This is a genomic window from Polaribacter gochangensis (genome assembly GCF_046224025.1).
Lineage (GTDB): Bacteria > Bacteroidota > Bacteroidia > Flavobacteriales > Flavobacteriaceae > Polaribacter > Polaribacter gochangensis.
Window position 1 is genome coordinate 1 of record NZ_JBJXRF010000007.1, and the last position, 22,502, is coordinate 22,502.

The 22,502-nt window shown below is 30.9% G+C and carries 24 protein-coding genes; 8 read left to right on the forward strand and 16 right to left on the reverse strand.

What is annotated here, in order from left to right:
• Nucleotides 1-188: 188 nt before the first annotated feature.
• Entirely contained in the window at nucleotides 189-497 is a 309-nt protein-coding gene (locus ACEWL1_RS11840) for a GIY-YIG nuclease family protein (protein WP_409233514.1), read from the reverse strand.
• Nucleotides 498-999: 502 nt separating this feature from the next.
• Between ACEWL1_RS11840 and ACEWL1_RS11845 the strand changes: the two genes are divergently transcribed.
• Together ACEWL1_RS11845 and ACEWL1_RS11850 are read left to right on the forward strand one after the other, a co-directional pair.
• Nucleotides 1,000-1,584, forward strand: coding sequence for an RNA polymerase sigma factor (locus tag ACEWL1_RS11845; RefSeq protein WP_409233515.1), 585 nt, complete (start codon nucleotides 1,000-1,002; stop codon nucleotides 1,582-1,584).
• Nucleotides 1,571-1,990 carry a hypothetical protein gene (locus tag ACEWL1_RS11850; protein ID WP_409233516.1) on the forward strand — a complete coding sequence of 140 codons (420 nt, stop codon included), beginning with the start codon at nucleotides 1,571-1,573 and terminating at the stop codon, nucleotides 1,988-1,990. Before ACEWL1_RS11845 ends, ACEWL1_RS11850 begins: the two co-directional genes overlap by 14 nt.
• Before the next feature lie 2 nt (nucleotides 1,991-1,992).
• On the opposite strand, the gene ACEWL1_RS11855 is transcribed toward ACEWL1_RS11850, so the two are convergent.
• Nucleotides 1,993-2,844 carry a TolB family protein gene (locus ACEWL1_RS11855; RefSeq protein WP_409233517.1) on the reverse strand — a complete coding sequence of 284 codons (852 nt, stop codon included), beginning with the start codon at nucleotides 2,842-2,844 and terminating at the stop codon, nucleotides 1,993-1,995.
• Between the two features lie 127 nt (nucleotides 2,845-2,971).
• On the opposite strand from ACEWL1_RS11855, the gene ACEWL1_RS11860 reads away from it, so the two are divergent.
• Both ACEWL1_RS11860 and ACEWL1_RS11865 read left to right on the forward strand, forming a co-directional pair.
• Nucleotides 2,972-3,421 (forward strand): hypothetical protein, encoded by a 450-nt coding sequence (locus tag ACEWL1_RS11860; protein ID WP_409233518.1) that lies wholly within the window; start codon nucleotides 2,972-2,974, stop codon nucleotides 3,419-3,421.
• Complete coding sequence (locus tag ACEWL1_RS11865; protein WP_409233519.1) at nucleotides 3,421-3,621, forward strand: helix-turn-helix transcriptional regulator; 201 nt, start codon at nucleotides 3,421-3,423, stop codon at nucleotides 3,619-3,621. The genes ACEWL1_RS11860 and ACEWL1_RS11865 overlap by 1 nt, the downstream gene beginning before the upstream one ends.
• Before the next feature lie 43 nt (nucleotides 3,622-3,664).
• Here ACEWL1_RS11865 and ACEWL1_RS11870 read toward each other — a convergent pair whose 3' ends face one another.
• The 6 genes from ACEWL1_RS11870 to htpG all read right to left on the reverse strand — a co-directional run bounded on the left by ACEWL1_RS11870 (nucleotide 3,665) and on the right by htpG (nucleotide 11,577).
• Nucleotides 3,665-5,188 carry a bifunctional GNAT family N-acetyltransferase/carbon-nitrogen hydrolase family protein gene (locus ACEWL1_RS11870; RefSeq protein WP_409233520.1) on the reverse strand — a complete coding sequence of 508 codons (1,524 nt, stop codon included), beginning with the start codon at nucleotides 5,186-5,188 and terminating at the stop codon, nucleotides 3,665-3,667.
• Between the two features lie 106 nt (nucleotides 5,189-5,294).
• Nucleotides 5,295-6,185, reverse strand: a complete 891-nt coding sequence (locus ACEWL1_RS11875; protein WP_409233521.1) for a mechanosensitive ion channel family protein — start codon at nucleotides 6,183-6,185, stop codon at nucleotides 5,295-5,297.
• A 74-nt stretch (nucleotides 6,186-6,259) separates the two neighbouring features.
• Nucleotides 6,260-6,775 carry a GNAT family N-acetyltransferase gene (locus ACEWL1_RS11880; RefSeq protein WP_409233522.1) on the reverse strand — a complete coding sequence of 172 codons (516 nt, stop codon included), beginning with the start codon at nucleotides 6,773-6,775 and terminating at the stop codon, nucleotides 6,260-6,262.
• Between the two features lie 156 nt (nucleotides 6,776-6,931).
• The gene (locus tag ACEWL1_RS11885; protein ID WP_409233523.1) at nucleotides 6,932-9,151 is read right to left on the reverse strand and encodes a DNA/RNA helicase domain-containing protein; all 2,220 of its coding nucleotides are present in this window, start codon (nucleotides 9,149-9,151) and stop codon (nucleotides 6,932-6,934) included.
• The gene (locus ACEWL1_RS11890; protein ID WP_409233524.1) at nucleotides 9,148-9,477 is read right to left on the reverse strand and encodes a nucleotide pyrophosphohydrolase; all 330 of its coding nucleotides are present in this window, start codon (nucleotides 9,475-9,477) and stop codon (nucleotides 9,148-9,150) included. The genes ACEWL1_RS11885 and ACEWL1_RS11890 overlap by 4 nt, the downstream gene beginning before the upstream one ends.
• A 192-nt stretch (nucleotides 9,478-9,669) precedes the next feature.
• The gene (gene htpG, locus ACEWL1_RS11895) at nucleotides 9,670-11,577 is read right to left on the reverse strand and encodes a molecular chaperone HtpG (protein WP_409233525.1); all 1,908 of its coding nucleotides are present in this window, start codon (nucleotides 11,575-11,577) and stop codon (nucleotides 9,670-9,672) included.
• Between the two features lie 351 nt (nucleotides 11,578-11,928).
• Between htpG and ACEWL1_RS11900 the strand changes: the two genes are divergently transcribed.
• Complete coding sequence (locus tag ACEWL1_RS11900) at nucleotides 11,929-12,936, forward strand: 3-oxoacyl-ACP synthase III family protein (RefSeq protein WP_409233526.1); 1,008 nt, start codon at nucleotides 11,929-11,931, stop codon at nucleotides 12,934-12,936.
• 42 nt (nucleotides 12,937-12,978) lie between these two features.
• Nucleotides 12,979-13,341: a CoA-binding protein gene (locus tag ACEWL1_RS11905; protein WP_409233527.1), complete on the forward strand. Its 363-nt coding sequence runs from the start codon at nucleotides 12,979-12,981 to the stop codon at nucleotides 13,339-13,341.
• Between the two features lie 172 nt (nucleotides 13,342-13,513).
• Here the strand turns inward: ACEWL1_RS11905 and ACEWL1_RS11910 are convergent, their stop codons facing one another.
• Genes ACEWL1_RS11910 through pyrR form a run of 6 tightly spaced genes read right to left on the reverse strand, consistent with a single transcriptional unit; the run spans nucleotide 13,514 to nucleotide 17,407 of the window.
• On the reverse strand, nucleotides 13,514-14,284 hold the full coding sequence (locus ACEWL1_RS11910) for a response regulator transcription factor (RefSeq protein WP_409233528.1): 771 nt from the start codon (nucleotides 14,282-14,284) through the stop codon (nucleotides 13,514-13,516).
• A 27-nt stretch (nucleotides 14,285-14,311) separates the two neighbouring features.
• Nucleotides 14,312-15,226, reverse strand: a complete 915-nt coding sequence (locus ACEWL1_RS11915) for a ribonuclease Z (RefSeq protein ID WP_409233529.1) — start codon at nucleotides 15,224-15,226, stop codon at nucleotides 14,312-14,314.
• Nucleotides 15,223-15,540, reverse strand: coding sequence for a T9SS type A sorting domain-containing protein (locus tag ACEWL1_RS11920; protein WP_409233530.1), 318 nt, complete (start codon nucleotides 15,538-15,540; stop codon nucleotides 15,223-15,225). The genes ACEWL1_RS11915 and ACEWL1_RS11920 overlap by 4 nt, the downstream gene beginning before the upstream one ends.
• Nucleotides 15,541-15,577: 37 nt before the next feature.
• Nucleotides 15,578-15,910, reverse strand: a complete 333-nt coding sequence (locus ACEWL1_RS11925; protein ID WP_409233531.1) for a hypothetical protein — start codon at nucleotides 15,908-15,910, stop codon at nucleotides 15,578-15,580.
• Nucleotides 15,911-15,933: 23 nt separating this feature from the next.
• Nucleotides 15,934-16,863, reverse strand: a complete 930-nt coding sequence (locus ACEWL1_RS11930) for an aspartate carbamoyltransferase catalytic subunit (RefSeq protein ID WP_301401123.1) — start codon at nucleotides 16,861-16,863, stop codon at nucleotides 15,934-15,936.
• Between the two features lies 1 nt (nucleotide 16,864).
• The gene (gene pyrR / locus ACEWL1_RS11935; protein WP_409233532.1) at nucleotides 16,865-17,407 is read right to left on the reverse strand and encodes a bifunctional pyr operon transcriptional regulator/uracil phosphoribosyltransferase PyrR; all 543 of its coding nucleotides are present in this window, start codon (nucleotides 17,405-17,407) and stop codon (nucleotides 16,865-16,867) included.
• 290 nt (nucleotides 17,408-17,697) lie between these two features.
• Between pyrR and ACEWL1_RS11940 the strand changes: the two genes are divergently transcribed.
• On the forward strand, nucleotides 17,698-19,068 hold the full coding sequence (locus ACEWL1_RS11940) for a tetratricopeptide repeat protein (protein WP_409233533.1): 1,371 nt from the start codon (nucleotides 17,698-17,700) through the stop codon (nucleotides 19,066-19,068).
• A 60-nt stretch (nucleotides 19,069-19,128) separates the two neighbouring features.
• Here ACEWL1_RS11940 and ACEWL1_RS11945 read toward each other — a convergent pair whose 3' ends face one another.
• Both ACEWL1_RS11945 and ACEWL1_RS11950 read right to left on the reverse strand, forming a co-directional pair.
• Nucleotides 19,129-19,863 carry an MBL fold metallo-hydrolase gene (locus ACEWL1_RS11945; RefSeq protein WP_409233534.1) on the reverse strand — a complete coding sequence of 245 codons (735 nt, stop codon included), beginning with the start codon at nucleotides 19,861-19,863 and terminating at the stop codon, nucleotides 19,129-19,131.
• Nucleotides 19,864-19,873: 10 nt separating this feature from the next.
• Entirely contained in the window at nucleotides 19,874-21,412 is a 1,539-nt protein-coding gene (locus tag ACEWL1_RS11950; RefSeq protein WP_409233535.1) for an amidase, read from the reverse strand.
• Nucleotides 21,413-21,547: 135 nt separating this feature from the next.
• Here ACEWL1_RS11950 and ACEWL1_RS11955 point away from each other — a divergent pair, with 135 nt between their 5' ends.
• The gene (locus tag ACEWL1_RS11955; protein ID WP_409233536.1) at nucleotides 21,548-22,468 is read left to right on the forward strand and encodes a polyprenyl-phosphate transporter; all 921 of its coding nucleotides are present in this window, start codon (nucleotides 21,548-21,550) and stop codon (nucleotides 22,466-22,468) included.
• Nucleotides 22,469-22,502: the final 34 nt, after the last annotated feature.

A 22,502-nucleotide genomic window follows, 5' to 3' on the forward strand; every position in this document is an offset into this window, starting at 1 on the left:
GGTCGAGATGACAGTGCGTTCTTTTTTTGAGTTTAGTGGATGCAAAAGTGCTTTGTCATTTCGAGCGAAGTGAAACGAAGTCGAGAAATCTTTATTTATTTATTGAGAGTAAGATCTCTCCGCTGCGGTCGAGATGACATGCTATTGACATTTTGAACAAAACAAAGTGAAGTTGAGAAATCTATATATTAAATATCATTGTTTAAAAAAATCCAATCTGGGTTTTTAAGATTTATAAGAAATTCTTTCTTTTTTCTATTCCATCGTTTTAATTGTTTTTCTCTTTCAATAGCGATGTCAATTTTTTGGTAATGTTCAAAATAAACTAAATACTTACAATTATATTTATGTGAAAAATGTTTTGAATTTGCTTCAGGATTGGCATGATAATATAATCTTGTTTTTAATTCATTGGTAACTCCAATATATAATACAGTTTTATTTTTATTGGTAATTATATACACATAATAATTATGTGTTCCTTTTGTTTTTTTCATAGAGTTTAAATTTATAAATACTTTTTAGGTTTCTCAACCTTGTTATAAATTATTTGTCATTTCGAGCGAAGTGAAACGAAGTCGAGAAATCTTTATTTGTTTATTGAGAGTAAGATCTCTCCGCCATGGTCGAGATGACAGTGCGTTCTTTTTTTGAGTTTAGTGGATGCAAAAGTGCTTTGTCATTTCGAGCGAAGTGAAACGAAGTCGAGAAATCTTTATTTGTTTATTGAGAGTAAGATCTCTCCGCCACGTTCGAGATGACAGTGCGTTCTTTTTTTGAGTTTAGTGGATGCAAAAGTGCTTTGTCATTTCGAGCGAAGTGAAACGAAGTCGAGAAATCTTTATTTGTTTATTGAGAGTAAGATCTCTCCGCTGCGGTCGAGATGACATGCTATTGACATTTTGAGCGAAACAAAGTGAAGTTGAGAAATCTTTAATTTGTATTATATTTTTTGAAAAATTTGTAACCTTTTTTATATCTTATAAGTCAAAGATACTAATGACCAAGCTAACTGAAGAAAACTATATAGAAAACACCCTTAAAGGAGATTCTACTGCTTTTGCTTTCTTAATTGATAAGTATAAGGATATGGTTTTTACGCTGGCACTAAAAATGGTAAAGAGTAGAGAAGTGGCAGAAGAGGTTTCGCAAGATGCTTTTTTAAAAGCCTATAAATATTTATCGAAATTTAAAGGCGATTCAAAATTTTCTACTTGGTTGTATAAAATTGCTTACAACACCTGTTTGGATGCAATAAAAAAGAATTCGAATCAAAAAAATAATATACCTATTGATGAAATTACAATTAATTATATTTCATCTGTAGAAACTGTTTTAGATGGAATAGAAAGAGAAGAAAGAGCAGAAATCATAAACGATTGTTTAGAACAATTACCAGAAGATGAAAAAGCAATGTTGTTGTTTTTTTATTTTAAAGAGTTAAGTTTAAAAGAAATTACAGAAATTACTTCTATGGGTGAGGCAAACGTAAAAGTAAAATTACACAGAGCTCGTAAAAAATTATTGAGTATTGTAAAGAATACAGTAGAACCAGCATTAATTAGTCATTATGGGAGAAAATAAGCACATTAAAGAAATAGATGCTTTTGCAAAAAAGTATGTAAAAGAGATTCCGACAGAAACTCCTTCAGTAGATTTTACATCAAAATTAATGAAATCTATTGCTCAATTAGCACCTGTAAAAAGCACACTTGTTTACAAGCCGTTAATTTCTAAAAAAGGTTGGTTTTTTGTTGCATTATCTATAATAACAGTTGTGCTTGTTCCTTTTAATACCAATACCAACAAAGAAGAAATAGTTACATTACCAAAACTAGATTTCTCTTTTCTAACTAAATTGAGTTTTTCTAGTGCTTTTGAAAATCTAGCAGTTTCTAATACTATATTTATTATTACAGTAATTTTTGGATTGTTTTTGTTAGTCCAAATACTCTTCATAAAAGGATTTTTCGAAAAAAAACTACATTAATTTTAATCTGAAACCAAAGCTAATTGTGTGCCTCTTGAATTGACCAAAATTCTCGAAATATTTTTAAATTTGTTTTTTGGAAACGTATGAAAAATACTCCAATTTTTATCCGTTGCAGGGTTAAATTTCATTAAAGTGTTTCCTACAGCCATTAATAAGGTGCCGTCTGGTAACCAACAAATATCTTCTTTTTTACCAATAGTTTCAATAATTTTTCTTCGTTCTCCATTGTTGGGGTTAAACATTGTAACTTCCCATTGTTCCTTTTCTTTGTTGATATAACTCACAAAAGTAGTATTCGGAATATGATGTACAGATCTTCCTACTTTTTTCTGAATTGTTGTATTTCTATTTAACTTTAATTCGCTTTTTATTAAATCTAAATCTTCACCGACAATAACAACATTTATCGTTGTGTTTTTATCGAGCCACATCGGATATGCCACTTTTAAATCTGCAATAATTTCTGTGCTTTCACCAGTTTTGTAATTGTATTTGTAAAATCGTTGTAAACCATCAGTATCTAGTCTTACCGCAGAAATATCTTTAGATTTCGGAATTCGTTGCGGCGAATATTCTCCGCCATTTGGTGTAGTATTTATAAATTTAATTTCCCCAGTTTTTATATTGTATGCTGCAATATCTGTTTGTTTATTTCTGGTTGATGAAAAAATAACTAAATTATTTGAATAAAAATATGGCTGACTATCGTATCCTGGATTATTTGAAATATTTTTCCCGTTACCAACAGACCAATTTCCGTTATTTTTGTCTAGATTAAAAAGATATACTTCTGTGTTTGTTTGCGCAACAGCAAAAGTAGTTGTAAATAAAAAGAATAGGATATTTTTCATTTTTTATGATTGAGTTTTATCAAATATACTAAAATTTTAACCCAAGATTTTGAAAATTCATAAATGTAAAGTATATTTGCCATATGGTAAAAATAATTTTACTTAATATAAAATATATTTGTCAATTATGAGTGTGAATAAAATAATAGAATGCGAACAAAAACGATTTACAAAACTTGCAAATTTTAGATTGTCATCTAAATTTATGCCAGTTGGAGTAGTACTAGGATTTGCATCAATCATTATGATGTTTGTAAGAGCTTTTGCATTAGAGGGAGATACAGAGTGGTTAAAATTATTACTACAAAAAACATTGTTAATAGGCATGTTGGTAATGTCGATTTCTAAAGATAAAGAAGAAGACGAAATGATCATTGCATTACGAGCACAATCGTATGCGATAGCTTTTATAATAGGTGTTGTGTATGCTTTGGTAATGCCTTATGTAGAATTTGGAGTAGATAGTGTTGTTGAGTCTAATGTTTCGGAATTTAAAAACTTAGGCGATTTTCAAGTATTACTTTTTATGCTAATGATTCAACTATTATTTTTTCATAATTTAAAACGTTTTAGATAATGGAAAACACCATAAAAGTAGAACGTGCTATTTTAAATTTAACTCAAGATGATTTAGCTAAAAAGATTGGTGTTTCTAGGCAAACTATTAATTCTATTGAAGCAAATAGGTATGTTCCTTCAACTGTTTTGGCCTTAAAATTATCTGAAGTTTTTGGGAAACCAGTAAACAATTTTTTTAAACTTCATAAGAGTGATTGATAAAAAACCTCTTTGTGAAAACAAGGAGGTTTTTTATCATAATTTATTTTTTCTTTAATTCAAAAAGATCTTTTCTACGGTCTTTTAAATTTCGTACACTTCCAAATTGATTCAAATCTTTTAGCAAATCTAAATCAACATCAGCAATTAAAATCATTTCGGTATTGGTTGTTGCTTCAGCTTTAATTCCGTTGGCAGGAAACGAAAAATCACAGGGCGTAAAAACCATCGATTGTGCAAACTGAATGTCCATATTATTTACTTTAGGTAAATTACCCACGCTACCAGCAATGGCAACATAACATTCGTTTTCTATAGCTCTTGCTTGTGCGCAATGACGCACTCTAGAATAACCATTTTGTGTGTCTGTTAAAAATGGGATAAACAAAATATCCATGCCTTCATCAGCTAACAATCTGCTTAATTCTGGAAATTCAGAATCGTAACAAATTAGAACTCCAATTTTACCACAATCAGTGTCAAAAGTTTTCAGTTCATTTCCGCCTTGCATTCCCCAAACTTTTGCTTCATCTGGAGTAACATGCAATTTTTCATAACGATCTGTTGTGCCGTCTCTTTTACAGATATAACCAACATTGTACAGCAATCCTTCTTTAAGCTCTGGCATGCTTCCGGTAATAATATTGATGTTGTATGTAATTGCCAACTCAGAAAATTTCTGAACAATTTTTGGTGTGTATTTTGCCAATTCTCTAATTGCTTCAGATTCTGGTAAGTGATTATTATCTGCCATTAATGGCGCATTAAAAAACTCTGGAAACAATGCAAAATCTGAACGATATGCAGAAACTGCATCTACAAAATACTCTGCTTGTTGCATTAATTCTTCCAAATCTTTATACAAACGCATTTGCCATTGAATTAGCCCCAAGCGAACCACCGTTTTTTTAGTCGCTGCTTTTTTAGATTTCTTTTTGTAGTAAATATTGTCCCATTCTAATAATACAGCAAATTCTCCAGAATTTTCATCGCCTTCTAAATAACCATTTAAAATTTTTGTTGGATGAAAATCATTTGATATTTGAAAGTTTAAAACCGGGTCATTGATTTCTTTACGTTTTACTTTTTCGATGTATTCTTTTGGCGATAAAGTTTCAGAAAATGTATGATAATTCGGAATTCTTCCTCCAAATGCAATGCCTCGTAAATTTAATTTTTCTGCAAGTTCTTTTCTGTAATCGTATAACCTTCTCCCTAAGCGTAAACCTCTGTATTCTGCTTTGATAAATACATCGATTCCGTACAAAACATCTCCGTCTTTTTTATGTGTATCAAAGGTGTATTTTCCAGTAATATCTTCGTAGGTATGTTTGTCATCAAAACTATCATAATCTACAATAATAGATAAAGCACAACCTGCTAACTCGCCATTAATTTTAATAACTACTTGGCCTTCAGGAAACTTATCAATTAACGATTTTATTTGCGATTCGCTCCAATACGAATCTGGCATCGTTGCATAGGCTTCAATCATTGCACTTTTTAAAGCTTTGTAATCATCAAGCGTTAAAAATTTAAGTTCTATGTTTTCTATATTTTGTAACATTTCTATTTTTGATTTAACAATACAATTATAGCTGTATTTTTTTTGCAAACATACTTAAAAGTTGTGTTGATTTTACAAAAGAAAAAAATAGTTAATTTGTTGATTATCAATTATTAATATTGGTTTGTGATGGTGTGTTTGCCACGGGAAGTTCTTTTTTGCTAGAAATAAAATTAAAAACTTCTCTAATCGTTTGTTTTCTAATTTTTCGTTGCATATCCATATCAACCTGTTTTAAAGTGTACTGAAATTTAAGATCTAAATAATCAACTTTCATTTCTACCACTTTTAAATTGTATGTTTTTGGCTCAATATATTGACTGAAACTTTTAAGTGAAGAAATAATCTCCTTTTCAAGTAGCTCAACACTATCAATATATTTTAAAGCAATTTGAAAATCCACCGTCATAAATCGAGCATCTCTTTTGGTGTAGTTGATAATTTCGTTGTAATGTACTTTAGAGTTTGGAATGATAACAATGTCATCATCATCATTTAAAACCTTTACTTTTAACATGCTAATTTCTACAATTTTACCTTTTAAATGATCAATTTTTACATAATCGCCAATTTCAAAAGTATTCGAAAAACTTAGATAAATTCCGCTGATAAAATCAACAATATATTCTTTTGTCAAAATTGCAATTGCTGCTGCAACAATGGTTAATGATGTGATTAAGTCTTTTGGATTTACGCCGCTAAAAAAACTGATAAGCATTATAATTACAGCAATCCCAACGGTAAAATTAGCAATATTTTCGATTCCGAAATGGACGTTGTTTTTTTTGCCTGTAGAAATTTTATTTTTTTTAGAATACAGGTATTTTGCCAGATTTGCCGTAAAAACAACAGAGATGTAAAAAATTAAGAAAGCTACAAAAGATTGTAACTCATTGTACTTTTGTATAAAGCTGTGAGTTGTTTGGTTAAAAAACTTTAGATAGATAATACCAACTAATATTATTGGATATATCACAAATTTCCATTTTCTATTCATCTTAATTTCTTTTATTCAAAGATAGTGAAAAGAAGTAAGTGCAATAAAAAAGAGTATTAAACTAGCAATAATTTTTAAAAGGCGAGATACATAACATGATTCGGATTTGTATGTGTGGCAGAAATTCTAAAGCCGTAAGTTCCTACAATTGTAAAACCCATTTTGGTGTAAAAATTAATGGCGCGTTTGTTTTCTATCCAAACATACAACCACATTCCTTGTTGTTGGTGTTGTTTAGCAAGTTCAATATTAAAATGGAACAATGCTTTTCCTAATTGCAAACCATAAAATTCTTTAAGAACATACAATCTGCTTAAGCAAGTTACAGTATTTGAAGTTATATTTTTGTTGGGTGTATTGAGTGTAATTTTAGAATATCCTGCCAGTTTATTCTTGTGATATATCAAATAATAATGATTCTCAGTGTTTGAGATTTCTACTTTAAACTTAGCTTCATTAAAATTTTCTGAAACATAAAAATCTACATCTTCTTTAGAAGCAGAATGTCCGTGCGCTGGTAAAAAAGTTTCTTTAGCAAGTTCTGCTAAGATTTTTGCGTCTGTTGGTTTGGCTTTGGTAATGTTGTGCAATTTGGATGTTTCGTTTAACGGTTTTGTGTAAGAATAATAGCGGATTTTCTTACACTAACTTTTCGGATTTTTACTGACCTTAAATTTATAATACTCATTTTCGTTTAACACTTAAACCGCTATTTTTTATATACGTTGTTGTGTTTTCGTACTTTACTATAGATTTAATTCTGTTATGAATTCACCAATTATTTTTAAATCTGTCAATTCTTCATCTTTTAATTCTATTGGGTGAAATGAAGAGTCAAAAGATAGAGGTTTTAGAACAATTGATTTATGTGACCAACTATTTTCAGATATATTTTTTTCACTATGATATTCCTTGATAGTATAACCAGCACCAAAATCAGAATCTTGAATATTATAATGTTGTGCTAAAACAATTTTTCCTTCTCGTGTGCCTCCAGAATATTTTTTAAAAAGACACCAAGAGCCATTTTCTATTTTTTTATTCATTGATTCACCAATAATTTGACATACAAAATAATCTTCTCTTGCAGATATGTTAATTGGTAATTCTACCCATTCATAATTTTCATATTTAGATTGGATTTGCAAATCACTAAAGTCACCGGCTGCAGCATAGATGTTAAATATTGGAACTGCGTTAACATAAGGTTTAACATCTGTAAATGGCAATATTCTTAGTATGCTTTCAGATTTATAAGTAGAAATATGTTCTTTAAAATATTCGCGTAAATTTTTGTCACAAGCATAAATATAAACACCTTTTATACCTCTAAACATTATCGTTTTGTAAATATTAATTATATATTCTTTTAACTTCTCTATATCCTCTATACCTCTTTTTCCGTTTTTATCAAAATACTTTGATTTATCAATTTCAATTTCTTGAGTTGTTTTGTTAAACAATATTTCCTCGCCAAAAATAACCCCTGTATAATTCAGATCATATCCTTGTGTTGTATGTATGCACCCAACCTGTTTAAAAGAGTCTTCTGAATTTATCCAGTCTTTATCAGTTTTATTCCATTGTAATTCAACACCATCAATTGCTATATCAACTGCATTAAGGTCTGGTTTTGGCTTTTTCTTTGGGTCTGATAGCCAAGGCCAAGAATAACCAGCAATGAGCCTACATAAACCATGTTTTTCTTCCTTGACAGATAATTGCTCATACATATCTTTCATAGAATCAAAAACAAGAACATCATAGTTGTTTGGGCTATAAAAATCGTTATTCTCTCGTTTAATATTTAGCAAGTCATCTACAAATGTGATATAGTCGTTTCCTCCGTTAGAACGCATTTGTGATTTAAGTTCTATTTCTATTGTATTGGGTTCGTTTAATAATTTATCAAAATGAGATGAAGGAATATCCGAAGGTTTAACAGATTGTGCTGAATCGTAAAAAAATATTTGATTCTTACTATTTGCAATGATCCAATCTAATTCAGTACCTGTATCGTCAAGTCCAAGTTTTCGGTTGTTCTTTTTAAAAACTCCCATCCATCCAATATTTTTATATTGTCTTAGTCGATGAGCTTCATCAACAATTAGTAGGTCATATTCTTTTTTAAAAGTGTCTGAGGGACTAATTATCATTGATGATTTTAATTCTGGGATTTTTCTAAATACATTTTGCAAAGTCTTTCGTAAAGAACTCATTGCGACAACAAATCCAATTTCTGCTTTTGGGTATTTTATTTTATATGCTCGTATTAAGTTAATTTCTTGAATTTCATTATCACTAAAATCATCTATATTAGTGTCAGAAACATCAGAGCCAAGTAGTTTTATTAAATATGTAGCGAGAATGGTTTTCCCTGTACCTGCACTTCCTTTAATGAAAATTTTATTCGATTTATTTTCAGTTAAAGCTCCAATAATTTCTAAAACAGAATTGTATTGGTCTTCGTTAAGTGATTTATATGGAGAGTATTTAAAAAGCTCAGAATTCTCTATTTCATTTAAAGTTTTACTGACAATCTTATTTTCAATCAGTTTGCCCCAAATATCTATAAATAGGTTTTTATATAAGTCTTGCTGATAATAATTATGGTTGATTAATCCGTGATTTCCGTTTTGTAATTCATAGGTTCCTTCTGATGAAATATATTGGATTAATTTTGACTCGATATCAAGTGTGGCAGACTTGTTGAACTTATCTGAACCAATAATAGATATCTTATTGAATGCATTACTTTTTTTTGGATTTGCTAAATGGTTTTTGATCCGGTTAGAAAAATTCGTTGATTCACCAACATAAGCAACACGTTTACTTTCGTTTTGTATAAAATAAACTAAAGGCCATTGGTTTTTTACCCAAGGGTTTTCATTTATTTTATCTAATGATTTTTTATTAAAATCATATTTTTCAGAGACTTCTACTGATAAGCCAAAGGATAAATTCATAGGTCATTATACTTTTTAGCTGTTCCTTTTGCTTTATCAATTGGGTATTTTTCTCCGTTACTTTTTATTTTATCAAGAACTATTTGTTTTACATCAAAGGCATATTTATCTGCAAGTAAAAAGGCGTAGGCAAAAACGTCAGCTAATTCTTCTTTTACTTTTTCAATTTTAGCGTCTTCAGATTTTTTCCACAAGAATTCTTCAAGTAATTCACTTGATTCGATATTTATTGCTAGAGCTAAATCTTTTGGATTGTGGAATTGTTCCCAATCACGTTCATTTCTAAACTCAATTAATTTATCGGTTATTTTCTTTATGTCACTCATAGTATTTTACTTATTTCTATGGTTTTTAGGTATGGAGCACAACTATTCTGATATCGAACGTTTTTATATCAGCAGTTAAACGAAGTTAGCCTTTTTTTAGCAAAAAGTCAAGTAAGAAAAAACCTCTCTGTTTGCACAAAGAGGTTTTGGGTTATTTATGAGATTCCTGCTTGCGCAGTAATGACAAGTTATCTATTTAATTAGTTCGTAAGAACGTTTTATAAAATTCGTTAACTCTTCACCGTGTAATAGGTTTTGAGACAACTTTGCCAAATCAAAAGATTGTTTAATTAAGCGTTCTTGTTTTTTAGCAGTTTTGGTGTTTAAAATTTCACCAACCAAAGGGTGGTTTGTGTTTACTACCAAATTGTACATGTCTGGCATATTTCCCATTCCCATCATTCCGCCACCAGATGCGCTCATTTCTTTCATTCTACGCATAAATTCTGGAACGGTAATTAAAAACGGAGACGCAGAAGAATCCATCGCTTCTAATTGAACTGTGTACGTTTCTTTTGGTACAGCAGCTTCTATAATTGGTTTTAATTTGTCTTTTTCTTCGTCAGATAATTTAGAAATAACCGTGTCGTCTTTCTTAATTAAATTGTCAATATGATCAGCATCAACACGCGCAAATTTTACTTTTTCGTTGCTAGTTTCTAACTTCTGAATTAAGTGACCAACAATTGGAGAATCTAACAATAACACTTCATATCCTTTTGCTTTTGCATCTTGAATATAACTGTGTTGTGCTTCTTTATTTGCTGCATATAAAATAACATGATTTCCATCTTTATCAGTCTGAGCATCTTTTGTTTTTTCTTTCAATTCATCAAACGTAAAGAATTTATCATCTACCGTTGGATACAATGCAAATCCTTTTGCTTTGTCAAAGAATTTATCTTCAGACAACATTCCGTATTCAATAATTACTTTGATGTCGTTCCATTTTTGCTCAAAATCTTCACGATTGTTTTTAAACAACGATGTTAATTTGTCTGCTACTTTTTTGGTGATGTATCCAGAAATCTTCTTCACCGCTCCGTCTGCTTGTAAATACGAACGAGAAACGTTTAAAGGAATGTCTGGAGAATCAATCACACCTTTTAGCATTTGTAAGAAATCAGGCACAATTCCTTCAACATTATCCGTTACAAAAACTTGATTTTGATACAATTGAATCTTGTCTTTTTGCATGTCCATATTCGGACTCAACTTTGGGAAAAATAAAATCCCTGTTAAGTTAAACGGATAATCAACATTTAAATGGATGTGAAATAACGATTCTTCAAATTGCATTGGATACAATTCTCTGTAAAAGTTTTTATAATCTTCGTCTTCTAAATCAGCCGGTTTTTTTGTCCATGCTGGTGTTGTATTGTTGATGATATTATCAACCTCAATTTGTTTGTGTGGTTCTGTTGTTTCTTTACCGTCTTTATCTTTTGTAGTTTTTGGCGTAAAATCTGGATCGTTTACTTTTTTTGTTCCGAATTTAATTGGAACTTGATTAAAACGATTGTACTTGTTTAGCAAACCAGAAATTTTAGATTCTTCTAAAAAGTCTTTTTCATCATCAGAAATATGTAAAATAATTTCTGTTCCTCTTTCTGTTTTGTCGTGTGCTTCAATGGTGTATTCTGGAGATCCATCACAGGTCCAATGAGCAGCTGGCTCGTCTTTAAATGATTTGGTAATAATTTCTACTTTTTCTGCAACCATAAATGCAGAATAAAAACCTAATCCGAAGTGACCAATTACACCAGTATCGTTATTGTCGTCTTTGTATTTTTCTAAAAATTCTTCAGCACCAGAAAATGCAATTTGGTTGATGTATTTTTCAACTTCATCAGCCGTCATTCCAATTCCGTTATCTTTAATAGTAAGTGTTTTCTTTTTTTTATCGATGCTAATTTCAATTTTCGCATCACCTAATTCTACTTTGGCTTCGCCGATAGCGATTAAGTGTTTTAATTTTGTAGTTGCGTCTGTTCCGTTAGAAATTAACTCACGTAAAAATATTTCGTGATCAGAATACAAGAACTTTTTAATTAACGGAAAAATATTTTCTACCGATACATTAATGTTTCCTTTACTCATAATTTTATATTTATTTTAGATTTTTAATTTATTACTGTCACTTCGATTGATTTTCTTTTTTGAAAATTGTATCGAGAAGTCTTTTGTTCTCGATACTAATTTTATCGTTCCTCAAAATTCACTCGAACTGACAATTCGTTTATTTCAATTACTAATAGTCAAATAAAATACCAAAAGAAGATTTGTGACAAACTGACATAAAAAAACGCCAATATAAAATATTGACGCTCCTTTTAGTTTGGTTATAGTTGTTTGTGCTTTTTGTAAACCAAGTTACAAGATGTAAATATATAAATAAATTTAGTAAGTTTGATAGACTAAATTTTAATACATTAAAAAAGAAAATAAAACATGTATAATTCAAAAATAACAGGTTTAGGGTATTACGTTCCAGAAAATGTTGTCACGAACGATGATTTAAAGCAATGGATGGAAACGAGTGATGAATGGATCCAAGAAAGAACCGGAATTAAAGAGCGCAGATGGATAGATCCTAAAACTGGAGATACAACTGCTGTAATGGGAGCAAAAGCTGCTAAAATAGCAATTGAACGTGCAGGATTGACCAAAGATGATATCGATTTTATAGTTTTTGCAACCTTAAGTCCAGATATGTACTTTCCTGGTGGAGGAGTTCAAATTCAAGAAATGCTAGAAATGCCAACAATTGGCGCTTTAGATGTTCGTAATCAATGCTCTGGTTTTATTTATTCAATGTCGGTTGCAGATCAATTTATCAAAACCGGGATGTATAAAAACATTTTAGTCATAGGAGCAGAGAATCATTCTGGAGGTTTAGAACGTTCTACTAGAGGAAGAAATGTTTCTGTAATTTTTGGCGATGGAGCAGGAGCAGCGGTTTTATCTAGATCTGAGGAAAAAGGAAAAGGAATTTTATCTTCTCACTTACATTCTGAAGGAAAACATGCAAAAGAATTGGTTTTAGAAGGACCATCTACACAACGTTGGGTTCCAGAAATTATGGAAGAAAACAATCCTGATGATGTTTCTTATTATCCGTATATGAACGGACAATTTGTGTTTAAACACGCCATTACTCGTTTTTCTGAAGCCATTGTAGAAGGCTTAGAAGCAAATGGTTTGCAAAAAGAAGATATTGATATGTTAATTCCGCATCAAGCAAATTTAAGAATCGCACAATTCATTCAACGCAAGTTTAGATTAGAAGACGACAAAGTGTTTAATAATATTATGAAATATGGAAACACAACTGCAGCGTCTGTAATTATTGCCTTAACAGAAGCGTGGGAATTAGGTAAAATAAAAGACAACGATTTGGTTGTGCTGGCTGCTTTTGGTAGTGGATTTACTTGGGGTTCTGTAATTATGCGTTGGTAATTCTTGAAAAATAAAAATTAACTTTTTAGCTGATATTTACAAATGAATAAAACCACTTTAGTACTAGGAGCGTCTGTAAACACTGAGCGTTACTCCAATAAAGCAATTCAAAAATTAAGAGCAAATAAAATTGAAGTTTTTGCGGTAGGTGCAAAAAAAGGAACTGTTTTAGATGTAACAATTGAAGTAGAAAAAGTACCATTTAAGAATGTTGATACAGTAACTTTGTATTTAAATCCTAATAGGCAAAAAGAATACTATGGCTATGTTATAGAATTAAAACCAACACGCGTAATTTTTAACCCTGGAACAGAAAATAGTGAATTTGAAAAGTTGCTAAAAGAAAAGAATATTGAAACAGAAGTTGCTTGTACGTTAGTACTTTTAAGCATCAATCAATATTAAAAAATGTAAATTGAATTGGCTTGAGAACTTTCTTTTTCAAATGCTTTATCCCCCAATAAATACTTTTAAAAAGCCAATCCAATTTACAAAAAAAAGTTATCGTTGAATTTCAGTGTAAATGTAGCTGTTCAAGTAATTTGATGCAATACTCATTATGAGTATTTTCTAAAAACTAAATTAAATTAGAATTGTTTTTAAAGTAAGTTGTAAGTTCTGCAGTAGAAGAAAGGTGTAGTTTTTTTAAAATATTTCTTCTATGAGTGTCTACCGTATGCTTGCTAATATTTAAACTGTCTGCAATTTGTTTGCTAGATTTTTTTGTAATTAATAACCGAATAACATCCCTTTCTCTGTTGCTAATAACGTCTAACAAATAGGTGTTAGAAACATTTTTATAAAACAATGTTTCGTACTCATTTTTATCATTCAAATACTTTGCACAAGCACAAATATCCATGTTTAAATCGCATTCTAATACGGTATAATGCGCCAAGCCTATCATCGGCTTGTTTTGATCGTCGAACTGAATTGGAGTAGTATTCTGAATAATTGTTACATAATTTCCTTTCGCATTTTTTATCCTGTAATTCCAAGTGTAACTCATTCTTTTTCGTTGCTCATCCGTTAATTCTAGCATCGTAAAACTCATAAGTTCTTTTAAGCATTCTAGCCAAGGACTTATGTCATCTTTATGAAACAACGACCAAAAATAATCCATACCACCTTCCATCATTTTATCTTTTGATAAACCTGTGCAAGCAGTAAAATTTTTACTTATAAATTCAAAATTCTGACTAGCCGTATTTGTAATACAGAAAAAAGTAGTGTTGTAAGGGTAATAATAATCAAGTTCAATTAATTTATTGATGTGTTCTTTGACTTCAATATCTGGATATGAATCAAAAATTTCGTTATAAATTGTGTTTATAAATTGATATGCCAATTGAATTATGATAAGGGTTAAACTACCTTATAAAGATATCTTTTTTCCAGCTTCTGCTAAAGTAACTTTCGAGAAAAATTGCTCAGCTTCTTCTTTAAATAATTCAATGTTTTTGTATCGACTAGAATAATGGCCAATAACTAGCTGATTTACATTTGCTTGCAGTGCAATTTGTGCAGCTTGTTTAGCTGTAGAATGTTTTGTTTTTTTTGCCAAATCTTCTCTATCGGATAAAAAAGTAGCTTCGTGATACAATAAATCTACATCTTTTATAATCGGAACAATGTCTTCTTTGTATGAAGTATCGCTACAAAAAGCAAAACTTTTTGTCTTAGCTGGCGGCAATGTTAATTCTTCGTTTTTGATGACTTCTCCACTTTCTAAAACCACATCTTTCCCTGCTTTGATATGGTGATAATCGCAAGTTTGTATTTCGGGATATTGCTGAACATTTTCTATGTGCAATTTTCTAGCAGCAGTTTTTTCTCTAAACAAATAGCCGTTTGTATACACTCTGTGGTTTAACGGAATTGTACTCACAGAAACCTTATCATCTTCAAAAATTAGTTCGCTGTTTTTTGATGTTAATTCGTGAAAAATAACATCAAATTTCGAATACGTTTTCGAAACTTTTAATTGTAAATTGGTAACTTCTTTGATGCCTTTTGGACCGTAAATATGGAGCTCTTTTTCTCGATTTAAAATTCCAAATGTAGAAATTAAGCCAATCAATCCAAAGAAATGATCGCCGTGTAAATGAGAAATAAAAATATGATTGATTTTAGCAAAACCCACTTTGTATTTTCGCATTTGGCGTTGGGTTCCTTCACCACAATCAATTAAAAAATGACTGTTATTTATTTCTAAATATTGCGCTGTTGGATGTGCATTTACTCTTGGTGTAGCAGAATGACACCCTAAAATAGTTAACTGTAAACTCATTTGATAACAAAGCGTTTCGAAATCATTTCATTGCTGTTTCTGATGGCATAAATGTACATTCCAGGTTGTAAATTGCCTCTGTTAAATGCAATTTTATTAATGCCAGTTTTTGTTGAGTAGGTTTTTGAAAAAACAGTTTTTCCTAGTAGGTTTTTAATGACTAAAAATACAGTTTGATTTTTTGTCGTGTTAAATTGTATGGTTGTTTTACTAAAAAATGGATTTGGTGCAGTAGCCAGTTCTTGCAACGTTTTCTGAGAAAAAACGGCTGTAGAAAAACATAAAAAAAGAATAAAAAGTAGTTTTTTTACCATCTGTTAGTTGTTGTTATTTTATTAAAGAAATTGATTTTTAAAAACCTAAATCTCTTTCTATTGCTTCCATTTCTAAAACATCTTCTGCTTCGTGTAATGTGGGTACAACATTAAGTTCATCAGGAATTTCGTCAATGTCAATTTCAGTACAAATTACTACAAAAGACATGCCATTTGCTCTGTAATCTGTTGCAATATCCAAAAGTAGAGACAAATCGTTTAAGGTTGTGTTAAGGTTTTCAGAAAGTTCAAGAACTGTATGGTTTTTTGCAACATCTAATTTTTCTGCTTGTAACGCATTTATAAATTCGGTAAAAGAATTTTCGGTTGATGAAATAAGTGTATAACTGTCTTTTTGAGAAATTTTCATAAGAAAAGGATTAAGAAAATAAATTATCTTTTGATCTGTTGCGCCAGTAAATAAATAACTGCCATTCTAACTGCAACACCATTTTCAACCTGATTTAAAATAATTGATTCGTTAGAATCTGCAACATCACTTGTAATTTCTACACCACGATTTATCGGTCCTGGGTGCATAATCACAATCTTCTTGTCTAAGCTGTCTAATACTTGTTGATTGATTCCGAAAAGTTGTGTGTATTCTCTGGTTGAAGGAAAATAATTCACATCCATTCGCTCGTGTTGTACGCGTAAAACGTTGGCAACATCACACCAGTTCAATGCTTTTTTTAAGTTGGTTTCAACGGTAACTCCTAAACTTGTAATGTATTTCGGTATTAAGGTTGTAGGTCCGCAAACTTTTACTTCTGCGCCTTGTAATTGCAGTGCAAAAATGTTTGATAATGCAACTCTAGAATGTAAAATATCTCCAACAATGACAATCTTTTTTCCTTTTACACTTCCTAATTTTTCTCTGATAGAATACGAATCTAACAACGCTTGTGTTGGATGTTCGTGTGTTCCATCACCAGCATTTATAATTTTTGCGTTTACATGTTTTGATAAAAAAACGCCCGCTCCAACATTTGGATGACGCATCACTACAATATCTACTTTCATCGATAAAATATTGTTTACTGTATCGATTAAAGTTTCTCCTTTTTTGACAGAAGATTGACTTGCAGAAAAGTTGATAATATCCGCAGAAAGTCGTTTTTCAGCTAGTTCAAAAGAGAGTTTTGTTCTGGTAGAATTCTCAAAAAACAAATTGGCAATGGTGATATCTCTGAGTGAAGGAACTTTTTTAATGGGTCTATTGATTACTTCTTTAAAATGATCGGCAGTCTCAAAAATAAGATCAATATCGTTTTTGTTCAGATATTTTATGCCTAATAAATGGTCTACGCTTAGTTGTTTCATTTTATGAATTCTGTTCTAAATAAACTACGTCCTTTTTGTGTGTTTCTTTCCAACAAACTTTTACTTTTTCTTGGTTGATGGCATCAACTTGTCTTCCTCTATAATTTGGCTGAATTGGTAAATGCCTGCTAAAACGTCTATCGATTAACACTAATAATTCCACCAAATTTGGTCTTCCAAAATCGTTGATTGCAGACAAACCAGCTCTAATACTTCGTCCAGAAAATAAAACATCATCAATTAAAACCACGTTTTTATCTTCAATTAAAAAGTCGATTTTTGTGCTACTTGCATCAATCGGAGAATCTCTTCTTCTAAAATCGTCTCTATAAAAAGTGATGTCTAAAAAGCCTAATTTTAAATCTTTAATCTGGTAATCGTTGATTAAAATAGCTGCAATTCTATTAGCCAAATAAATGCCTCTTGGTTGTAAACCAATTAAAACAGTGTTAGAAAAATCGTTGTGGTTTTCGATAAGCTGACACGCTAGTCGATGTAAGATGATTTCAATTTCTTTCGAGTTTAATAATACCTTCGAGCTCATAAGAAAAATGCCCAGATTTTATCTGGAATAAATCAGTAAAACTGATAATTAATACTACGCAAAATTAGTGTAAATAAAAGGATTCGCAAAATTTTACTGAAAAGCATTTTAAAAAAGGCTTAATTTTTGTTAATTAATTTGTTGAAAAGTAAACTGCTTTTTATAAATGTGCACCAAGACTTGTAGTACTTTTAATTCTGTAATACAAGTAGATTGTTACAACTTATTTAATCGAATAAAAAAGGAATACAAATTATGTTTTTTCTTTTTGATGATAAAACCAGAAGCCTATGTCACTATCAAAATTCGAATCCATGTTAAAAACAAATAATGTGTATTTCTTTGACTCTGTTGAGTTTGAAGAAATCATTCAGCATTATTTAGATAATGGGAAGCATTCTTTAGCGAACAAAGCAGTGAAGTTAGGTTTGGAACAACATCCAACTTCTATCGTTTTAAAATTATTAAAAGTTGAGCTGTTAATTTTTGAAGACAAACTACAAAATGCAACTTCTTTAATCAACGAAATAGAAGCCATTGCGCCCAACAATGAAGAATTACTGATTCAGAAAGCAATTATTTTATCTAAAAATGATAAACATGTTGAGGCAATACAAACGTTGAATCAGATTTTAGCGGTTACAGATGATCCAGCAGATATTTGGTCTATGGTTGGCATGGAATATTTGTACTTAGACGATTTCGAAAATGCACGACTAAATTTTGCCAATTGTATTGATGTAGATTATGAAGATTATTCGTCTTTGTACAATGTTGTCTATTGTTTTGACATGGAAAACAACCACGAAGAAGCAATTGTGTATTTGACAAATTATATAGACACAAATCCGTATTGCGAAGTAGCTTGGCACCAATTAGGAAGACAATATTTTGTGTTAAACAGATTTAAAGAAGCGTTGCGTGCTTTTGATTATGCAGTACTTATTGATGAATCATTTATCGGTGGATATTTAGAAAAAGCAAAAACTTTAGAAGAATTAGAACGGTATGAAGAAGCGATTCAGAATTACTTAATTACGTTAGAATTAGACGATCCAACTGCATTTGTATTTGTTAGAATCGGAGAATGTTATCAGAAATTAAACGATTTAGATGCAGCAACAAAATATTTTAAGAAAGCGGTGCATGAAGATCCGTTATTAGACAAAGCTTGGTTGTTGTTAACCAATTTATTTCAAGAAGAAGAGCAATATCAAAAAGCGCTGTATTATATTAGAAAAGCATTGCATATTGATGATTCAAACCCAATGTATTGGAAAAAATATGCTGAAATTAGTTTAAAATTAAACTTTTATGAAGAAGCGGTAAAAGCTTTTGAAAAGTGTTTAGATTTAGAGGATGAATCTTTAGAGATTTATGTTGGTTTGGCTGATGTTTTATTGTTTTTGGGCGAGTTTAAAGATGCTTTAAAAGTGATTATCAAAGCTAAAAACACCTACAAGCAATTTGCAGAAATAGAATATCGTTTGTGTGGTTTGTTTATGTTGACTTCTAAAGAAAAATACGCTTTGATTCATTTAAAAAACGGACTCGCAATTGACGCAGATTATAGAAAGGTTATTGAAGAGTTGTATCCAACAGTTTTTGATAATGAAAATGTGCAAACAATAATTAGCAATTATTTAAAAGCGACGGAGTAGTCGCAATAATTTTTGAAAAATAAAAAACCGAGTTTGTCAGCTCGGTTTTTTTATAAATGATCATTTTTGATCCGGGTACCAATTCAACTGTACAACGTTAATATCGCTATTTCCTACGTTTACCATACTTTTAAATTTAGTAACATCACTCAAGCCACCAGTTCCTCTATAATGATACGGATACACTTCTTTTGGTTTGAATTCCAACACCGCATTAGCAGCACTTTCCACAGTCATTGTGTAGGGTAAATTCATGCAGATAAAAGCTTTGTCTATGTTTTTTAACGCGCGCATTTCTGGAATGTCTTCTGTATCGCCAGAAAAATAAATTCGCTGATTGGCAATGGTAAAAACATAGCCATTTCCTCTCCCTTTTGTGTGAAATTTCAACGCTTCTTCTCTAAGATTGTACATCGGAATTGCCTCTGCTTTTAAAATACCAAATGTTTTTTCTTCTCCGTTGTTCATAATGATGATTTCTTTTGCAATTCCTTCTGGTAATTTTTCTGCAACCGCTTTTGGAGCAACAATTGTCGTTTCAGATAAATCTAAAGATTCCAATGTTTTTATACTTAAATGATCTCCATGAATGTCTGTAATAAAAATATAATTTGGAGCAGAAAAGTTAGCAAACCCATCTGCATTTCCTGTTGGATCAATAAAAACGGTTAGCGTATCTAATGTAAAAGCGGCGGTTCCGTGTTCAATTGGTGTTATCACTAATTTAACTTCTTCTTTTGTTTTACAACTGATTGAAACTACTGCAATCAGAAATAAGAATATCATTTTTTTCATGTGTATTGTTTTATTTATTTGATTTTAATTTTGGTTCTTTTCTATGCATTGTTCCTTGTTCGTAAGAATAGGCCAGTTTTATCAACGTTGGTTCTGCATACATTCTACCTAAAAATTGAATTCCTGCTGGCAAATTTCCTTTTGTAAATCCCATCGGAACAGTAAAAGCGGGTTGACCAGTATGTGGCGCAATAATTTGATTGTTATCGCCCAAATATTCTTTTTCAAAGAAATCGATTCTAGCAGGTTTATTATTCCAAGTTGGATAAATAATAGCGTCTAATTGTAAAGAATTCATTACTTTTTCAATTGCTTCTCTAAACGCAATTCTCCTTGGATCTTTATATGCATCCAAACATTTCTCTTTTACATCGCCCCAACGCGTAAACTTTTTACTTGCAGATAATAGATTATCGCTCGCATATTTTGAAGTGCTACCAATTCTGATAATATCTTCAATAGTTTTTATAGTGTCGTTTTTAACATAGGTTGCTAAATACTCTTCAACATCTTTTTTAAACTCAGAACACCATTGATTTTGTCGTAATTCTGCAAAATTAGGAACAACAATTGGGTCAATAATTTCTGCACCTAAAGAACCTAAATCTACAATTGCTTTTTCAAACAAAACTTTTACTTCAGGGGCAACATTGTCTTCACTTAATTCTCTTAAAACTCCAATTCTAGCGCCTTTTAATCCGTCTTTATTTAAAAACTGTGTGTAATTTTTAAAAGTTTTTCCTTTAGAATAGGAAGTTATTTTATCTTTTGGATCAATTCCTGCCATAATTTCTAACACACGAGTTGCATCTTCAACGGTTCTTCCCATCGGACCAACAACATCATTTCTTAAAAACAACGGAATAATTCCTTCTCTACTAATCAATCCTAGCGTAGTTCTAAATCCAATCAATGCATTATGCGAAGAAGGTCCTCGAATAGAATTTCCTGTGTCAGTTCCTAATCCAATTGTTCCAAAATTTGCGGCAACAGAAGCTGCTGTTCCTCCGCTTGATCCAGCCGGAACATTTGCTAAATTATAAGGATTTCGAGTGGTTCCTTTTGTTGAACTTTCTGTATGCATTGCAGAAAAAGCCCATTCTGCCATATTCGATTTTGCAATAATAATTGCTCCAGCGTCAATTAATTTATTGATAACAAATGCATTTTCTTCTGGAATAAAATCTTTCAACGCTAATGCACCGCCAGTTGTTGGAAGATTTTTTGTATTGATATTATCTTTTATAATAATTGGTATTCCGTGAAGCGGTCTTAATTTGTTGGTTTTCTGAAATTCTTTATCCAATGCTTTCGCTCTAGAAATTGCATGAGAGTTTATGATGGATATCGAATTGATTTCAGAATCGTGTTCTTGAATTCTTTTGATGTATGCTTTTACCAATTCTTCACTCGTGTAATTTCCTTTTTGATAAGAATCATGGATTTGATAAATGGTAAGTTCAGAGACATTTATGGGTGTTTCTTTTTGAAGATCACAACCAATTAATAACACTGTAAAAAAGGAAAAAATTGCTATTTTTCTATGCATAATTTCTAGTTTGATGAGAATTGTAGGCTAAGTTAAGTTTTTAAATGCTTAGTGTCAAACTAAATAAAATTACAATATCGCTGTTTTCACAATTTCGTGTATCTTCGTTTTACTAAAAAAAAACAAACCAAACAGATGAGTAGAACAATTAAAGATTTTGTAGTAATCGGATTAAAAGGAATGGCAATGGGAGCAGCAGATGTTGTGCCTGGAGTTTCTGGCGGAACGATTGCTTTTATTTCTGGAATTTATGAGGAATTACTAACGTCAATTAGTAACGTGAATTTAAGCTTGCTAAAAACCTTAAAATCAAACGGAATAAAAGCAGCTTGGAAACAGGTTAATGGCTCATTTCTAGTATCATTGTTTATCGGAATTTTTGTCAGTATAGTTTCTTTAGCAAAAGCCATAAAATGGATGTTAGAAAACGAACCAATTCTGTTGTGGTCGTTCTTTTTTGGTTTGGTGTTGGCAAGTATTATTTACATTGCTAAGCAAATTGCAAAATGGAATCTCTTAACTTTTGCTTTACTAGTTCTAGGCGCTGGTTTTGCTTTTTATATTACAACGTTAAATCCGCTAGTTACAGAAAATTCTTCTTCATTATTTTTGTTTTTGGCTGGTGCTTTGGCAATTTGTGCAATGATTTTACCAGGAATTTCTGGAGCTTTTATTTTAGTATTATTAGGCGCATATAAACCTATTTTAGCTGCAGTAAATAATAGAGATTTTACAACTGTAGCTATTGTTTTTGCAGGTGCAATTGTAGGGTTGTTAACTTTTTCTAGAGTTTTAAAATGGTTGTTTGCGAAATTTAAAAACTACACATTAGCCGTTTTAACAGGATTTATTATTGGCTCTTTAAATAAAATTTGGCCTTGGAAAGAAACATTGACATGGAGAACTAATTCTCACGGAATTGATGTTCCGTTAAAACAACAAAGTGTTTCTCCGTTTGCTTTTGAAGACAATCAATTACTGTTTGCAATTGTGTTAGCAATTGTTGGTTTTGGGCTGATTTTATTATTAGAAAAATTAGCGGTTAAAAAAGAATAGTTATCTGAACGTAGTCGAAGATAAAAAGATTCAA

Excerpts from the sequence above, each read along its gene's own strand:
- ACEWL1_RS11840 (WP_409233514.1), bottom strand. The coding sequence starts at position 497 with ATGAAAAAAACAAAAGGAACACATAATTATTATGTGTATATAATTACC.
- ACEWL1_RS11845 (WP_409233515.1), top strand. The coding sequence starts at position 1,000 with ATGACCAAGCTAACTGAAGAAAACTATATAGAAAACACCCTTAAAGGA.
- ACEWL1_RS11850 (WP_409233516.1), top strand. The coding sequence starts at position 1,571 with ATGGGAGAAAATAAGCACATTAAAGAAATAGATGCTTTTGCAAAAAAG.
- ACEWL1_RS11855 (WP_409233517.1), bottom strand. The coding sequence starts at position 2,844 with ATGAAAAATATCCTATTCTTTTTATTTACAACTACTTTTGCTGTTGCG.
- ACEWL1_RS11860 (WP_409233518.1), top strand. The coding sequence starts at position 2,972 with ATGAGTGTGAATAAAATAATAGAATGCGAACAAAAACGATTTACAAAA.
- ACEWL1_RS11865 (WP_409233519.1), top strand. The coding sequence starts at position 3,421 with ATGGAAAACACCATAAAAGTAGAACGTGCTATTTTAAATTTAACTCAA.
- ACEWL1_RS11870 (WP_409233520.1), bottom strand. The coding sequence starts at position 5,188 with ATGTTACAAAATATAGAAAACATAGAACTTAAATTTTTAACGCTTGAT.
- ACEWL1_RS11875 (WP_409233521.1), bottom strand. The coding sequence starts at position 6,185 with ATGAATAGAAAATGGAAATTTGTGATATATCCAATAATATTAGTTGGT.
- ACEWL1_RS11885 (WP_409233523.1), bottom strand. The coding sequence starts at position 9,151 with ATGAATTTATCCTTTGGCTTATCAGTAGAAGTCTCTGAAAAATATGAT.
- ACEWL1_RS11890 (WP_409233524.1), bottom strand. The coding sequence starts at position 9,477 with ATGAGTGACATAAAGAAAATAACCGATAAATTAATTGAGTTTAGAAAT.
- htpG (WP_409233525.1), bottom strand. The coding sequence starts at position 11,577 with ATGAGTAAAGGAAACATTAATGTATCGGTAGAAAATATTTTTCCGTTA.
- ACEWL1_RS11900 (WP_409233526.1), top strand. The coding sequence starts at position 11,929 with ATGTATAATTCAAAAATAACAGGTTTAGGGTATTACGTTCCAGAAAAT.
- ACEWL1_RS11905 (WP_409233527.1), top strand. The coding sequence starts at position 12,979 with ATGAATAAAACCACTTTAGTACTAGGAGCGTCTGTAAACACTGAGCGT.
- ACEWL1_RS11915 (WP_409233529.1), bottom strand. The coding sequence starts at position 15,226 with ATGAGTTTACAGTTAACTATTTTAGGGTGTCATTCTGCTACACCAAGA.
- ACEWL1_RS11920 (WP_409233530.1), bottom strand. The coding sequence starts at position 15,540 with ATGGTAAAAAAACTACTTTTTATTCTTTTTTTATGTTTTTCTACAGCC.
- ACEWL1_RS11925 (WP_409233531.1), bottom strand. The coding sequence starts at position 15,910 with ATGAAAATTTCTCAAAAAGACAGTTATACACTTATTTCATCAACCGAA.
- ACEWL1_RS11930 (WP_301401123.1), bottom strand. The coding sequence starts at position 16,863 with ATGAAACAACTAAGCGTAGACCATTTATTAGGCATAAAATATCTGAAC.
- pyrR (WP_409233532.1), bottom strand. The coding sequence starts at position 17,407 with ATGAGCTCGAAGGTATTATTAAACTCGAAAGAAATTGAAATCATCTTA.
- ACEWL1_RS11940 (WP_409233533.1), top strand. The coding sequence starts at position 17,698 with ATGTCACTATCAAAATTCGAATCCATGTTAAAAACAAATAATGTGTAT.
- ACEWL1_RS11945 (WP_409233534.1), bottom strand. The coding sequence starts at position 19,863 with ATGAAAAAAATGATATTCTTATTTCTGATTGCAGTAGTTTCAATCAGT.
- ACEWL1_RS11950 (WP_409233535.1), bottom strand. The coding sequence starts at position 21,412 with ATGCATAGAAAAATAGCAATTTTTTCCTTTTTTACAGTGTTATTAATT.
- ACEWL1_RS11955 (WP_409233536.1), top strand. The coding sequence starts at position 21,548 with ATGAGTAGAACAATTAAAGATTTTGTAGTAATCGGATTAAAAGGAATG.